This window comes from Nocardia sp. NPDC051900 (genome assembly GCF_044452545.1).
Classification (GTDB): Bacteria; Actinomycetota; Actinomycetes; order Mycobacteriales; family Mycobacteriaceae; genus Nocardia; species Nocardia sichangensis.
In genome coordinates, this window is the sequence record NZ_JBITBU010000017.1 from 177042 (window position 1) to 191670 (window position 14629).

General features: G+C 68.5%; 14 protein-coding genes. 10 read left to right on the forward strand and 4 right to left on the reverse strand.

Annotated elements, in window-relative coordinates:
- Window positions 1-23 precede the first annotated feature (23 nt).
- The 4 genes from ACIA5H_RS27150 (at window position 24) to ACIA5H_RS27165 (ending at window position 3788) form a co-directional block, all read left to right on the forward strand.
- A complete protein-coding gene (locus tag ACIA5H_RS27150) occupies window positions 24-2270 on the forward strand; it encodes a hypothetical protein (protein WP_397078181.1) in 2247 nt (748 codons plus the stop codon).
- On the forward strand, window positions 2267-2821 hold the full coding sequence (locus tag ACIA5H_RS27155; RefSeq protein WP_379256193.1) for a GtrA family protein: 555 nt from the start codon (window positions 2267-2269) through the stop codon (window positions 2819-2821). Before ACIA5H_RS27150 ends, ACIA5H_RS27155 begins: the two co-directional genes overlap by 4 nt.
- A 9-nt stretch (window positions 2822-2830) precedes the next feature.
- Entirely contained in the window at window positions 2831-3061 is a 231-nt protein-coding gene (locus tag ACIA5H_RS27160; RefSeq protein WP_379256194.1) for a Trm112 family protein, read from the forward strand.
- A 208-nt stretch (window positions 3062-3269) separates the two neighbouring features.
- Entirely contained in the window at window positions 3270-3788 is a 519-nt protein-coding gene (locus tag ACIA5H_RS27165; RefSeq protein WP_355080817.1) for a L,D-transpeptidase, read from the forward strand.
- A 25-nt stretch (window positions 3789-3813) separates the two neighbouring features.
- Here the strand turns inward: ACIA5H_RS27165 and ACIA5H_RS27170 are convergent, their stop codons facing one another.
- From ACIA5H_RS27170 to ACIA5H_RS27185, 4 genes are all read right to left on the reverse strand, one after another.
- The gene (locus ACIA5H_RS27170) at window positions 3814-4449 is read right to left on the reverse strand and encodes a TetR family transcriptional regulator (protein WP_397078184.1); all 636 of its coding nucleotides are present in this window, start codon (window positions 4447-4449) and stop codon (window positions 3814-3816) included.
- Window positions 4446-5240 carry an ABC transporter permease gene (locus tag ACIA5H_RS27175; RefSeq protein ID WP_397078186.1) on the reverse strand — a complete coding sequence of 265 codons (795 nt, stop codon included), beginning with the start codon at window positions 5238-5240 and terminating at the stop codon, window positions 4446-4448. The genes ACIA5H_RS27170 and ACIA5H_RS27175 overlap by 4 nt, the downstream gene beginning before the upstream one ends.
- Window positions 5237-5968, reverse strand: coding sequence for an ABC transporter ATP-binding protein (locus ACIA5H_RS27180; RefSeq protein WP_397078188.1), 732 nt, complete (start codon window positions 5966-5968; stop codon window positions 5237-5239). Before ACIA5H_RS27180 ends, ACIA5H_RS27175 begins: the two co-directional genes overlap by 4 nt.
- 88 nt (window positions 5969-6056) lie before the next feature.
- Window positions 6057-7577 (reverse strand): multicopper oxidase family protein, encoded by a 1521-nt coding sequence (locus ACIA5H_RS27185; RefSeq protein ID WP_397078190.1) that lies wholly within the window; start codon window positions 7575-7577, stop codon window positions 6057-6059.
- A 243-nt stretch (window positions 7578-7820) separates the two neighbouring features.
- On the opposite strand from ACIA5H_RS27185, the gene ACIA5H_RS27190 reads away from it, so the two are divergent.
- The 6 genes from ACIA5H_RS27190 (at window position 7821) to tyrS (ending at window position 14123) form a co-directional block, all read left to right on the forward strand.
- A complete protein-coding gene (locus tag ACIA5H_RS27190; protein ID WP_397078192.1) occupies window positions 7821-8999 on the forward strand; it encodes an NAD(P)/FAD-dependent oxidoreductase in 1179 nt (392 codons plus the stop codon).
- Window positions 8996-9886, forward strand: a complete 891-nt coding sequence (locus ACIA5H_RS27195; protein ID WP_356969060.1) for an RNA polymerase sigma-70 factor — start codon at window positions 8996-8998, stop codon at window positions 9884-9886. The genes ACIA5H_RS27190 and ACIA5H_RS27195 overlap by 4 nt, the downstream gene beginning before the upstream one ends.
- 25 nt (window positions 9887-9911) lie before the next feature.
- On the forward strand, window positions 9912-11057 hold the full coding sequence (locus ACIA5H_RS27200) for a low temperature requirement protein A (RefSeq protein WP_379256201.1): 1146 nt from the start codon (window positions 9912-9914) through the stop codon (window positions 11055-11057).
- A gap of 192 nt (window positions 11058-11249) precedes the next feature.
- Entirely contained in the window at window positions 11250-11891 is a 642-nt protein-coding gene (locus tag ACIA5H_RS27205; RefSeq protein ID WP_355080831.1) for a DNA-3-methyladenine glycosylase, read from the forward strand.
- 108 nt (window positions 11892-11999) lie between these two features.
- Window positions 12000-12425 (forward strand): DoxX family protein, encoded by a 426-nt coding sequence (locus ACIA5H_RS27210; protein WP_379256203.1) that lies wholly within the window; start codon window positions 12000-12002, stop codon window positions 12423-12425.
- 408 nt (window positions 12426-12833) lie between these two features.
- Entirely contained in the window at window positions 12834-14123 is a 1290-nt protein-coding gene (gene tyrS / locus ACIA5H_RS27215) for a tyrosine--tRNA ligase (RefSeq protein WP_397078196.1), read from the forward strand.
- Window positions 14124-14629 lie beyond the last annotated feature (506 nt).

Consider the following 14629-nt stretch of genomic DNA (forward strand, 5'->3'; position numbering starts at 1 on the left):
GGTGACGGTAGGGTCTGGAACTCGTGGCCGAACGTAGCACCTTTCCTTCGCGCGAAGTCTGCACATGGGGCGTCATCACGGCGCTCGGGGTCATCGCGGGATACGGTGCGGTGCTACTCGCCAACGTCCGGCATTTCTATACCGACGACACCGAATCGCAGTACGCGCCGCTGTGGGTGATGCTCGGCCGGTACCTGCGCGAGGGACGATTGCCCGGCATGATCCCCGAGCACTGGATGGCGGGCAACTACACCATCGAAGAGGCCGGGCTGCTCAATCCGCCGCAACTGCTGATCGATCTGATCGCGCCCTCGGTCGACAACCTCGCGCTGTACGCCACCGTGGTGAAGCTGATCTTCGCGATCATCCTGGCGCTCGGTGTGTACCGGATCTGCCTGGCCTACGGAGCGAAGGCGCCGTGGGCGGCGGTCGCGGGGGCCGCCATTCCGTTCACCGGATGGCTGCTGTTCTTCGACGAGTCCAGTTGGATGACCGCGTTCACCGGCACCGCCTGGATGGCGCACGCCTGGGCCTCCGGCGTGCGCTACGCCCGCGGGCGCAGCGGGCCGATTCCCACCTTCGTCTTCTTGTATCTCGCCATCTCGGTGCAATACATCTTCCCGGCGGTCGAGGCCGGGCTGATGGTGGTCGCGGTCGCGATCGGCGAACTCGTGTACCAGAAGGCGTGGCGTCCGTCGGTGCGTCTGCTCACCGTCGCCGGCGGTGCGGCGCTGGCCGGACTGGCCACCTACCTGCCGAGCATGCTGTCGGCGAAGGTGACCTGGCGCGGCACCGCGCAGATCAACAACGATCAGTTCCTCACGGTGCCGTGGTCGGAGTCGCTGAACGCCAGCCTGCCCAGCACGCTGCCCGCGTTCAGTTCCTGGTGGGGCTACGTGCAGCCGATGCCGGTGGTCTACATCGCGTGGTTCCTGGTTCCCGCGCTGGCGTTCGTCGACTGGCGCAAGGCGCTCGGCGCGGCGCGTGAGCTCGTCGCGCCCGGGCTGTTCGCGGTGATGGCGCTGATGTGGACGGCCGGTCCCGGCGCGGTCGGACCGTTGCGCTGGCCCGCGCGGGTGTTGCCGATGATCGCGCTCGGCCTGCTGGTGCTGGTGTGCGTGCTGCTCGGCCGTTTCGCGACCGTGCGGGACTGGCGGCGGCGTGGCACAGCGGCCGCGGTGCTGATCGGCCTGCTGTGGGTGCGCACTTTCTCGGCCGCGCCGCACGAGGTGATCCGGCACGTCGTCGCGGCGCTCGGGGTGGCCGCGCTCGGCGCCGTCGCGGTATGGCTCGGGCGCAGCCGGGGCGTGGCAGCGGCGTGCGCGCTGATCGTCGTTTCGGTCTTTCCCATCGCGTACCTCCAGGTGCGGGAGGCGCAACCGACGCCGATGGGCTGGAATCTGCCGGAGAACCGCTCGGAGATGAAAGCCGCGTTCCCCGACTTCCCCGGCACCACATTGCAACTCGGCGACCGCATGCTCATCCCGCCGCAGGAACGGAATCTGCCCGGCGCGTACGGATCGCTGGTATTCGGCAACTACGCCAAAGACCTCGAGCTGACCTACGTCAGCGGATACACCCCCAACGGGCACTACTGGTTCGGCGAGACGTTGTGCATGCGCTGGGACACCAGCGTCTGTCCCGATGCCTACCGGCGCGCGTTCGCGACCGAGCCGACCACCGGCCGGACCATCGTCGACCTGATGAAAGTCGACCGGGTGGTACTGCATCGCGCTCTGTACCCGGACGCGCGCGACCAGCCCGCGCCGCCCGGCTGGCGCTGGGTCGACTACCCCGGGCACGAGAAGTACATCTCGGTGCTGGAGCGCACCGACGGCTCGATCTCGGCGCGCGACGGCCGGATCGCCGCCACCCAGGGCGTGACTGCCACCTCGGTCGGGGAGTCGGACACGACCAGCCGGGTGCGGGTGAGTTCCACGGAGGGCGGCCGAATCGTCTTCGCGCGGCTCGGCTGGCCCGGTTACCGGGTGACGCTCGACGGTCGCGAGACACCCTCCACGTTGGTGGCGAAAACCTTTGTCGCCGTGGATCTTCCGGCTGGCAGCTCCGGTGACCTGGTCGTGTCGTGGCAGCCGCCGGGGTGGCGGATCGGCGTCGCCGCCGCACTGCTCGGCCTGCTCATCGTCGGCCTGTCGCAGTGGGCGTATCTGCGCGGCAGGCGGCGGCTCGACGAAGGTTCCGGTGCCGAGCCGTCCCCGCTCGACGCGGCCGTGACGCCGGAAACCCACCTGGCCGACGCCGCCCGATGAGCGCGGATGCGGCGGACGACGTCGGCGCGCCTGCATCGGACGCGCGGCGCTTCGATGCCGCGGGTGCCACGGCCGAGACGGGTTCCGGGGCCAAGAGCGCGGACCCGGGTCCGCTGCTGCGCCTGGTGCGTCGGCAAGAGATCGCGTTCGCCATCGTCGGCATGGTGAACACGGGCCTCGGCATGGCGCTGACGGTGCTGTGGCTGGCGGTACTCGGCGACCGGGCGCCCGCCGCGCTCGCGCCCGCCCTGGCCTACTCGATCAGCGTGTTCGTGGCGTTCGTCCTGCACCGGACCCTGGTGTTCCGGGTGCGCGGGCGCACGGTGCGGGATTTCGTCGCGTTCGTCGCGGTGAACTCCGGCGGACTGGTGCTGAACATGGTGCTGCTCCAATTGGGCGTCTCGGTGCTGCACCTGCCGAGCATTCCGTCGGCGATCGCGGTGATGGCGCTGGTGGCGGGCGCCAGCTTCTTCGGTCATCGCCACATCTCGTTCCGCCGGACGCCCGCCCCCGATGCGGACGGTTCTCGTTCCGGCACGGCCGGAAGGTAGGTTCCTGATATGCCTGAGCACACCACCCTGGACGCCACACTGCTGAGCCTGCTGGCCTGCCCGCAGGACAAGGGCCCGCTGCGGCTGGTCCGCGCCGCCGACGACAGCGCGTTGCTCTACAACCCGCGCCTGCGCCGGGCATACCCGATCGAGAACGGCATCCCGGTGCTGCTCGTCGACGAAGCCAGGGACGTCACCGACGCCGAGCACGAAGCGTTCACCGCTCCGGGCGACGCCTGACCCTCCGCGCGGCCGTCCCCTTTCTCTCACGACTCGCCCACTGCGCGGCAACGGATGCGTCACGGTCGTTTTGCGTCCATTGACCGTTCGAAGCCGGCTCCGCCATGATCATTTGCACTTCGAGACGGTCATCTCGCTCCAGCACAGGGGCGTTGCGACCGACCTGATCAGCGCACAGGTGGCGTATGAGAGAGAGGTCGGGAACGTCATGAGCGATTCGCGTTTACGTAATTGGACGGCTCGATGCGCGATGGCCTGCGCAGTCGCGGCGGCGGGATTCGCCATGGCGACGCCCGCGCAGGCCGAGCCACTGTGGCCGGGTGGCCCGGACATCCCAGGTTTGCCCGCGCTCATCCCACCTCCGCCGCCCCCGCCGGCCGTGGCGCCGTGTTCCACCGCAGCCCGTGCGTGCATGCGGCTGTCCACCAATGAGGCGTGGCTGATGGACGACGGCAAGGTGGTCTACGGCCCGACGCCGATTTCGCACGGCATGCCGGGATACGAGACGCCGCCCGGCGTCTTCCACGTCTCGTTCAAGAAGGAGTTCCACTGGAGCACCATGCACAACGCTCCGATGGAGTACGCGACCTTCTTCAACGGCGACATCGCCTTCCATGTCGGTCCGATCGAGAAGAAGTCGCACGGCTGCGTCCGGATGACCTACGAGGGTGCCAAGGCGTTCTACGAGTACCTGTGGCCCGGTGACGTCGTCGAAGTCGTGGAGTGACGGCCCCGGCGTCCCCTCGTCGCGGTCACCGGGACACCGGTTCCTGGCCGATGTCACCGGTCAGATAGCGCTGCAGCGTCGGGCCCACCGCGGCGACCAGGTCGGCGGCGGACATCGAGGCCAGCGGTTCCACTCCGATGACCTTGCGGCCGACCAGCACGCCGATCATCTGCGAGGCGACCAGGCTGATCCGGGCGCGGCCGTCGTCCTGCGGGGTGGCGATCCGCCTGCGGACGCGTTCCAGCACGACCTCCAAGAGGAACGCCCTGGCCAGGGACGGATCGTGACTGCCGGCCAGGACACTGCGCACCATCGCGACCACGCCGGGACCGGCGGGCGAATCCCACACGGCGACCACCGTGCGAATAATGGTCTCGCCCAACCGGTCCAGCGGTGCGGCCTCGATGACGCGCAAGGTCGTCTCGGGATCCACCGGCAACTCCACCACCGCGGCGAAGAGCTGTTGCTTGGTGCCGAAGTAGTGATGCACCAGAGCGGGATCGACCCCGGCGTCGGTGGCGACCGCGCGCACGGAGGTCTTGTCGAAGCCGATATCCGCGAACCGGGCGCGGGCGGCCGCGAGGATGGCCTCGCGAGCGCCCGATTGCCCGGGTCTGCGGCCGGTGCGAGCGGGACGCTCGGCGCCGTTGCCTGCCGTCACGCGGTCCGCCGTCGTAGCGTGGCCGCGCCGAGGCACAGGGCGACGATCGCGAACCCGGCGACGATGGCCAGATCGCGCCACATCTGGCCGGTGACCTCCGGATGCGTCGACACCTGTTGCAGCGCGTCGACCGCGTAGCTCAACGGCATCACGTTGCTGATCACCTCCAGCCAATCGGGCAGCTGGCCGCGGGGAACGAGCAAGCCGCACAAGAAGATCTGCGGGGCTACCACGACCGGCATGAACTGTACGGCCTGGAATTCGGTGCGGGCGAACGCGCTCGCCAACAGACCCAGCGCCACCCCGCACACCGCGTCGACCACGGCGATCAGCACCACCCACGCGGGACTGCCCGCCGAGCCCAGTCCGAGCAAACCGAACGAGACCAAGCAGGCGACGATCGCCTGCGCGGCGGCGGCCAGCGAGAACGCGGTGCCGTATCCGGCGAGCAGGTCGAGTTTCGTCAGCGGCGTGGACAGCAGCCGCTCCAACGTGCCCGAGGTGCGTTCCCGCTGCATGGCGATCGCGGTGATCAGGAACATCACGATGAACGGCAGGATGCCGAGCATGCTGATGCCGACCCGGTCGAACAGCGGCACCGGATTCAGCGGGTTGGTCGGAGTGTCCTTGTAGATGAAATACAGCAGCGCCATCAGCAGGGCGGGGACCACCAGGATCATGGCGACGGTGCGGTGGTCGTTGCGCAGCTGCCGCAGGATGCGGCCGGTGGTCGCGGCGTAGGGGCGCAGCGTCGGCGTCCGCCTCGGCGCGGCTTCCGAGATGGCGGTCATGCGTTCTGTCCCATCGTGATAAGGGTGAGGAAGGCGGTTTCCAAGTTCTGCTCGCCGGTCTGCGCGCGCAGTTCGTCGGGGCTGAGCTGGGCCAGCAACTGCCCGTCGCGCATCAGCAGCAGCCGGTCGCAGTGCTCGGCCTCGTCCATGACATGGCTGGAGACCAGCAGCGTCGTCCCGTTCGCGGCCAGTTCGTGGAACTGCTTCCACAACTCGACGCGCAGCACGGGATCCAGGCCGACGGTCGGTTCGTCCAACACCAGCAGTTCGGGCTGGGCGACCAGCGCGCACGCGAGCGACGCTCGTGTCAGCTGGCCGCCCGAGAGTTCGTCGCCGCGTTGCTGGGCGTGATCGGCCAGGCCCACCGCCGTGATCGCGTCGTCCACGTCGGCGCGATCACGGCCGTAGAGCGCGGCGAAGTACGCGACGTTCTCCCGGACGCTGATGTCGTTGTAGATGCTGGGCGCCTGCGTGACATACCCGATCAGATGGCGAAGCGTCGGGGAGCCCGCCGGGTGGCCGAGCGCGGTGACCTCACCCGATTCGATGACCTGGGTGCCGACGATGCTGCGCATCAGCGTCGTCTTGCCACATCCGGACGGACCGAGCAGCCCGGTGATCGAGCCGCGCGGGATGGTCAGCGAGACGTCGTGCAGGACTTCACGGCCGCCGCGGTGGACCCGCAGATCTCGTACCTCGACGGCGGGGGAGGGGCTGGCTTGCGACACGGTCGCCTCAATTCATCGAGTGTTGAATTCACTGTACGATGAATTTAGCGCGCTCGCGCTCGACCGGCAAGAGTGCTTTTTTCCGGAATCAGTGGCCGTGCCGCACCGGCGGTGTTCCCGCCGCCTGGCCCGGGTTCACGACCACGAACTGGCCCATCATTCCGAGGTCCTCGTGCCAGAGGAGATGGCAGTGATACATGTAGGGCGCGTCCGGATCGGCCGGGCCGTCGAAGCGCATCGCCAGCCGGACCGTGCTGTTCGGCGGCAGGAAGACGGTGTCCTTCGGGCCGGTCAGTGCCGGGGGCGGCGGCTCGTCGTCCACCGCGAGCACGCGGAATCGCACGTCGTGGATGTGGAAGTTGTGCGGCATGCCGTCGTTGTTGCGCACCACCCAGGTCTCCGCCGTGCCGCGCGTGACCGCGAAATCGATGCGGTCCATGGCCATCGGCCTGCCGTTGATCCCGGCGAGGTTCAGGTCGAAATGCCGTTCCAGTACCGAATCACCGCCGTCCGGGGTGGTGGGCGACGCCAGGACCGCGGGGAGTTCCGGCGCGGGCCGCAACGTGCTTGCCGCGCGTAGTTCGAGGATGTCGAAAGTGTCGTCGCCGCCGGAGAACCGCTGGGTCCAGAAATCCAGCCCGGCGTCGAGTTCGCCGCCGCGCAGCACGGTGCGCTCGTTCGGCCGCATCCGGACCACGATCTCGGCCCGCTCGCCCGGTGACAGCCGAAGCCGGTCCACGGTGCTCGGTCTTTCGATCAGCCCGCTGTCGGTCGCGACGAGCGAGAACGGCCGCCCGTCGGCGAAGACGAAGGTGTAGATCCGCGCGGTCGAGGCGTTGAGCAGACGCAACCGGACGAGTTCGTCGCCGACGTCGCGGTACGGCGCGAGCGTGCCGTTGACCATCGTCCGATCGCCGAGAAACCCCACGTCGCGGAACATCGCGTGCGCGGAGTCGAACGCCGCGCCGTCGAACCGCACATCCTGGACGATCAACGGCAGATCGTTCACCCCGTAGTCGGAGGGGAGGGGCAAGGTGGTAGACACCTCGTCGTCGAGCAGGAACATACCCGCCAATCCGCGGCGCACGTGCGCTTCGGTCGCCCCGTGCGGATGGGGGTGATACCAGAGCGTCGCGGCCGGTTGATCGATGGTCCACTGCGGCGTCCACGCCGCGCCGGGAGCCACCATCTGGTGCGGCCCGCCATCCATTGCCGCGGGCAGATGCATGCCGTGCCAGTGCACGGTGGAGGCCTCCGGCAACGTGTTGCGCACGGTGACGGCCACGTTCTCCCCGCGCCGCGCCCGCAGCGTCGGCCCGAGGTAGTCGCCGTTGAATCCCCACGTCTCCGTAGCCCGGCCGGGCCGGAACTCCCTTTGCCCGGCGCGCATATCCAGTTCGAACGTGCGCGTTCCGTCGGCGCCCACCCGCGACGGCGCCAGCGGAGGAATGGCGAGTTCGTTCCGGAATTCCGTCTTCCCGGCCGTGGACACGTCCGCTCGGGCGTAGACCCAGGCGACGCCACCGACCACGAGGACCGGCAACGCCGCGACGCAGACGAGAACGATGAGCAACCACCGCCGCTTGCGCGGCCGGAAATCCGAAGGCATGGACCGACGGTAGAAATGGCAAGTGCCCCAACGCATCCGGGAGCATCCCTATTTCCACCCCGGTCCACCCCTGATGCCCGCGTCCGGGCTTTCCGGGTGCGGGATCACGCACCGATCGGAAGCGGCTGGCGTACTGTGACCCAGAACACAGCCCGGGGTGTCACGTCCGGGTCCGGTCATTTGTCCCATGGTCGTCACCATCCGCCATTCCTGCCCCGGTGACCCGACCATTGGAGCACTGCCATGAACACCGAACATCGCATCGTCGTCCTCGGCGGCGGCTACACCGGCATGCTCGCCGCCGTGCGGCTGGCCCGGCGCACCCGAGCGCTCGACGTCCGGATCACGCTGGTCAACCCCTCGGCCCGATTCACCGAGCGTCTGCGCATGCATCAGGTGGCCGCCGGTCAGCAACTCGCGGACCACAGGATTCCCGCGCTGCTGGAAGGCACCGGGGTCGCCTTCGTCCAGGGCTGGGCCACGGCCATCGATCCGGTGAACCAAGAGGTGACCGTCGACGAGACGACTCGTCTTCCCTACGACGAATTGATCTACGCCCTGGGCAGCACCGCGGACACGACCATCGTGCCCGGCGCCGCAGACCATGCGTGGACCCTCGACAACCCCGCCACCGCACACCGGTTCGCCGAGCGCCTCACCGAGGTCGCGGCGCGCGGCGGCGCCGTCGCGGTCTGCGGCGGCGGCCTCACCGGCATCGAGGCGGCGGCCGAGATCGCCGAGAGTCATCCCGGCGCGCGCGTCACCCTGATCAGCACCGGCGAGCTCGGGGCCATGATGGGGACGAACGCCCGCGCGTACCTGCATCGTGCGCTCGATCGCCTCGGCGTCACCCGCGAGACCGGCCGGGCCGTGGTGAAGGTGCTGCCCGACGCCGTCGAACTGGCCGGCGGCGAGTTGGTGCCCACCGACCTGACGCTGTGGACGGCGGGTGTTCGCGTGTCACCGCTGGCCGCGCGGGCGGGCATCGAGACCGACGCGCACGGGCTGATCGTGGTCGACCCGACCCTGAGGTCGGTGTCGCATCCGGCCGTCCACGCCATCGGCGACGCCGCCGCGGTCCGTCAAGCGTGGGGGCAGATCCACGGCACCTGCCAGAGTGGGATGCCTACCGCCGCCTACACCGCCGACGTCATCGCGCGGCAACTGCGCGGCAAGCGCGTGCGGCCGTTCCGCTTCGGGTATTTCCACCAGCCGGTCAGCCTCGGCCGCAAGGACGCGGTCATCCAGTTCACCAAAGCCGACGACCGCCCGCGCCGCGGCTACCTGGCCGGACGCGCCGCGGTCATCTACAAGGAGACCGTCAGCAGCAGCCCGATACCGACCTTCGCGCTGAGCAAGCGGATGACGGTGTCGGTCGCGCTGTCGAAAGGTGGCCGAGCCACCAGGAGAATTCAGTCATGACCGACCGGACAACCGAGCAGGACCCGTTTCTCGAACACCGACGTCTGCTGTTCGCCACCGCGTACCGGATGCTGGGGACCGTCACCGATACGGAGGACGTCCTCCAAGACGCCTGGCTGAAGTGGAACGACACCGATCGGTCGACGGTGCGGCAACCCAAGTCCTACCTCGTGCGCACGGTCACCAACCTGTCGCTCAACCGGCTCACCTCGGCCAAGGCCACCCGCGAGAACTACGTGGGCCCCTGGCTGCCCGAGCCGTTGCTCACCGCACCGAACATCGCCGAGGAGACCGACTTGGCCGACACCGTCTCCACGGCGATGCTGGTGGTTCTCGAAACGCTCAGTCCCGTCGAACGCGCGGTCTTCCTGCTGCGCGAGGTCTTCGGCTACACGCACGCCGAGATCGCCGAGACCCTGGACCGGCCGGAACCCGCGATCCGGCAGATCGCGCACCGCGCCAAGCAGCACGTGCAATCCCGCAGGCCGCGGTTCGACACCGACAAGGCGCAGCGCGACCATGTCACCGCCCGATTCATGGCCGCCTGCTCCGGCGGCGATCTCAACGCGCTGATGGATCTGCTCGCCCCGGACGTCACGTCGTGGTCGGACGGCGGCGGCGTGGTCACCGCGGCGCGCCGACCGTTGTACGGACCCGACCACGTGGCCCGCTGGATCCTCGGCGTGCTGGCCAAGCCGGTCGTCGCGGGCTTCGTATTCGAATCCGCCTGCATCAACGGTGAACTCGGCGCGCTCGTATTCATCGGCGGCTCCCCGGTGGCCGCGTTCACCTACGACATCGTCGACGGACGAATCCAGAACCTCCGGTTCCAGGTCAACCCGTACAAGCTGAAGGGCCTTTCCATGGGCACCGACGCGCTCGGGTGATCTTCCGCCGTTCTAGGCTCCAGCCGTGACCAACCAGAGTGCCCTGTCCGCCGACGGCGGACAGGTACGGGCCTCGACGCTCGAGCTGTTCTTCGATCTCGTCTTCGTTCTCACCATCACCCAGCTGTCGCACGTCTACACACACCATCCAGGCTGGCAGGCACTCGCGCAGGTGGCGCTGCTGTTCGGGGTGATCTGGTGGATGTATTCCGGTTACGTGTGGCTCACCAACGAGGTCGCGCCGAACAGTTCCGCCCGGCGGACCTGGCTGCTGGTCGGCATGTTCGCCTTCTTCGTCCTCGCTCTGGCCATCCCGGACGCGTTCCACGGCACCGGCATCGCCTTCGGATTCGGATACGTCCTGGTCACCGCCGTGCATACCGCGCTATTCGCCTCGGCGGGCGGCACGTCGGCGACCACCGCGATCCGCCGGATCGCCCCGCTCAACGCCCTGGCCGCCGCCCTCGTGCTGGCGGGTGGGTTCGTGCACGACTGGGTGCAGTACGCCTGCTGGATACTGGCGTTCGCGGTGCAGGTGATCAGCCCCTATCTGGTCGACACGGGCGACTTCGTGGTCCGAGCCAGTCATTTCTGCGAGCGGCACGGGCTGGTCGTGATCGTCGCGATCGGCGAATCCCTCGTCGCCATCGGCGCGGGGCTGGCCGGAGAGCGGATCACGCCGGAGTTGATCGCCACCGTCGGCCTCGGCCTCTGCCTGGCCTACGTCCTGTGGTGGGCGTACTTCGGCGTCGACGACGAGCGCGGCGAGCACGCGCTGGCCGCGGTGCCGGACCGGGAACGGTCCCGGCCGGCCGTACTGGCCTACGGCTACGCCCTGTACCCACTGCTGATCGGCGTCATCGTGGCCGCGGCGGGTATCCAGATGAGCATCGCCCGGGGCGGTGTGGCGAGCCCGGTCGCCGTGGCCGCCGCGCTCTCCGGCGGCGTCGCGCTTTACTTCCTCGGTCAGTTCTTCTTCCGCCTGGCACTGCGGTTGCCGCGTCCCTGGGCGCGCCTGCTCGCGGCGCTCGCGGTGGCGGCCACCACCCCGATCGGCGTCTACTGGGTCTCCTGGGCGCAACTTGCCGCGATCGTGATCGTGGCGTACGCCGCCGTGATCGCCGACGACTTGCTCACACTGCGGTCCGGCGAGCACAGCGCGTATATCTGAATGCGCACACTGTCTGCTCCGGTCGACCGGGGCAACGATTTCCGCTGGTCGTCGCGGGTCGGGTCGGTCTGTGCGCATCGGCGCTCACGCCACATGGCACGCCGTCATGTCCTCGTCGCGATCGTTCGCGCCGAGGCGGTACCCGTGCCGAGCGGCTGCGCTGCCCCGCCTCCGTTGTCGCCGTCGAGGACAATGGCGGCTGTGTGTGCCCAATCTGTCGAGGAACTTGCCGTCGAACCTCCCGCCGCCGCCCGCCGTCTGCTCGGGGCTACCTTGTGGTCGGGCCCGGTCGGTGTCCGGATCGTCGAAGTCGAGGCCTACGGGGGAGACCCGGCCGGGCCGTGGCCGGATCCGGCATCGCATTCCGGTCGCGGCCGGACCAAGCGCAACGGCGTCATGTTCGGCCCCGCCGGTGTGCTGTACGTCTACCTCAGCTACGGCATGCACACCTGCATCAACGTGACGAGCGGACCGGACGGCATCGCCAGCGCCGCGCTCATCCGCTCCGGCGAGGTCGTCGCGGGACTGGAGACGGCGCGCGCGCGACGTCCCGGCGCCCGATCCGATCTCGACTTGGCCCGTGGCCCGGGCAATCTCGGCGGTGCGCTGGGAATCACTCTGAGCGACTACGGAACTCCGCTGCTCGATCCGTCGTCGCCGATCCGGCTGGAACTGGACAGCCCCGTCGACGCCGCCGAGATCGCGAGTGGCCCACGGGTCGGCGTCAGCAGCGCGGCGGATGTGCCGTGGCGTTTCTGGCTTCCGGGTTCGCGGGCGGTGTCGGTGTACCGGCGCAGTCCGCGCGCTCCCTTGTCCGCCGCGCAGTCGGTCTGACGGCTCGTCGAGACTTTTCGCCGCGGCGCGATGAGTTTTCGCGAAGGTTCCCGTCCTATCAGGTGAACGCGCCACCAACCCGGCGCCACCGACCCGAAGGACATAGCCATGACCGCCATCGCCACCACCGGTACCGTCGCCGTAGCCCGCCCCGGCAAGGCGCTCAACCGCACCCTGTGGACCCTGCAGATCCTGCTCGGCCTGTTCCTGATCATCGCCTCGGGCCTGCCGAAACTGGTGGGTCAGTCCGACGCGGTGCGGATCTTCCACGAGATCGGGTTCGGCGACTGGTTCCGATACCTCACCGGCCTGGTCGAGGTCGCGGGCGGCGCGGGTCTGCTCGTGCCGCGGCTGAGTGGCCTGGCCGCCTCCGGCCTTTCGGTCACCATGGTGCTGGCGGCCGCCACCCAGGCATTCCTCTTGGGCGCTCCCGCGCTGGCTCCGTTCCCGCTGGTGCTGGCCGTCGTGTTCGCCTGGATCGCCTACCAGCGCCGGGACAGCATTGCCGCGGTCCGGGAAATGCTGCCGCGCTGAGTGCACGCGTAGTGGACGGTCGGTGGACTCCGGTCCACCGACCGTCGATGCGCATGACCGGGGTAATACGTCGCGGTGGACGCCTGGGGCGCTCTGGGTCGGTGCGCTCACCAGGTGCTCGCTACCGTCGGGCTCGTCGTCGAACGACCGTCTCGACCGCGAGCCTCGGCCATCCACCACGAACTCTCGCGAGTGCGGCGAGCGCCGCGAAGCGGTCCGATGCGGCACGGAACCTCGCACCTGTGCTCGTTCAGCGAACGCGGCGAGACCGGACGACGATCCGTCTCCGCGAACGGGTCGGGCGGACACCTCGACCGCGCGCATGTAAATCATTCGACCGACACCGCCGCGCGCCCGAGACCGAGGTGCACACGTGGCCCCGAACCTCGTGCGGAAAGATAGGACATCGTGAGCGGCGACATCATCGACGAACTGACCTGGCGCGGTCTGATCGCGCAGTCCACCGACCTGGATGCCTTGCGTGCGGCGGCGGCCGCCGGGCCGCTGACCCTCTACGCCGGCTTCGATCCCACCGCGGCCAGCCTGCACGCGGGCCATCTGGTGCCGTTGCTCGCGCTGAAGCGTTTCCAGCGCGCCGGACATCGACCCATCGTGCTGGCCGGTGGCGCCACCGGGTTGATCGGTGACCCGCGCGACGTCGGCGAGCGGACCATGAACTCCACCGACACCGTCGCGAGCTGGGCCGAGCGGATCCGCTCCCAGCTCGAGCGTTTCGTCGACCTGGACGACTCCCCGACCGGAGCGGTCATCGCCGACAACATGGACTGGACCGGGCCGCTGTCCGCCGTCGACTTCCTGCGCGATATCGGCAAGCACTTCTCGGTGAACGTCATGCTGGCGCGCGACACCATCAAGCGACGACTGGACGGCGAGGGCATCTCCTACACCGAGTTCAGCTACATGCTCCTGCAGGCCAACGACTACCTGCAGCTGCGCCGCAACTACGGCTGCACGCTGCAGGTCGGCGGCTCCGACCAGTGGGGCAACATCATCGCGGGCGTCGAACTCAATCGCCGGGTCGACGGCGCGGCCGTGCACGCTTTGACCGTTCCGCTGGTGACCTCGGCGGACGGCAAGAAGTTCGGCAAGTCCACCGGCGGCGGCAGCTTGTGGCTCGATCCCGAGATGACCAGCCCATACGCCTGGTACCAGTACTTCGTGAACACGGCGGACGCCGACGTGGTGCGCTACCTGCGCTGGTTCACCTTCTTGTCCCGCGAGGAACTCGACGAACTCGAGCGTGCGACCGCCGAGCGCCCGCACGCCAGGGAGGCGCAGCGCAGGCTGGCCGCCGAGATGACCACCCTGGTCCATGGCGAGGCCCACACCCATGCGGTGCAACTGGCCAGCCAGGCGCTGTTCGGCCGAGGTGAACTGCGTGAGCTCGACGAGGCGACGCTCGGCGCGGCCCTGCGCGAAGCCGCCGTCGACGGTGAGGTCGCGCAGATCAAGGCGGGTGAATCGAACACCATTGTGGATCTGCTCGTCGCGACCGGCCTGTGCGAGAGCCGCGGCGCCGCCAGGCGTGCGGTGAACGAGGGTGGCGCCGCCGTGAACAACGCGAAGATCTCCGACATCGAATGGACGCCCGGCGAGGCCGACTACCTGCACGGACGCTGGCTCGTGCTGCGGCGCGGCAAGAAGAACCTGGCGGGAGTTCTTCGGGCAGGTGCATAACGGTCGCGGTGGCTTGAATCACATGGGTGTGATTCAAGCCGCCGATCACTCCGATCGCGCACCTTTGACCTGCGGAAACGCCAAGTTGTTCAGGCGATTTGACGTAGCGTTATCCGCCGCGTAACTTAGTCCAAGTCAGAGCGACACGGACTCCGACCCGGAGCCGAGCGAGGCGGAAACGCCGAGGGGGACCGGGAAACGAGGTAGTACGAGGAGCGCCTGTCAGCCCAGTATGACGCAGATCGGCCGATGGTCTTGACTTCGGTTGGTTGCTTGGTTAGGCTGGGAAAGTTGCCTCACAGAAGGTCCGGTCGAGACTGGCCCGGATGTGTGTGCGTGTGTTCTTTGAGAACTCAATAGTGTGTCGATGAATGTCAGTGCCAATTATTTTTTGGTTCCGGCCTTTTCACCCCCCGTGTGGAGGGTCGGGCATTTTTAGTCAGCTAATTTCCGGCTGGCGATTGTTTTGCTGGGTTTTCGGACTCTAGTTTAGATATTTCTGATTC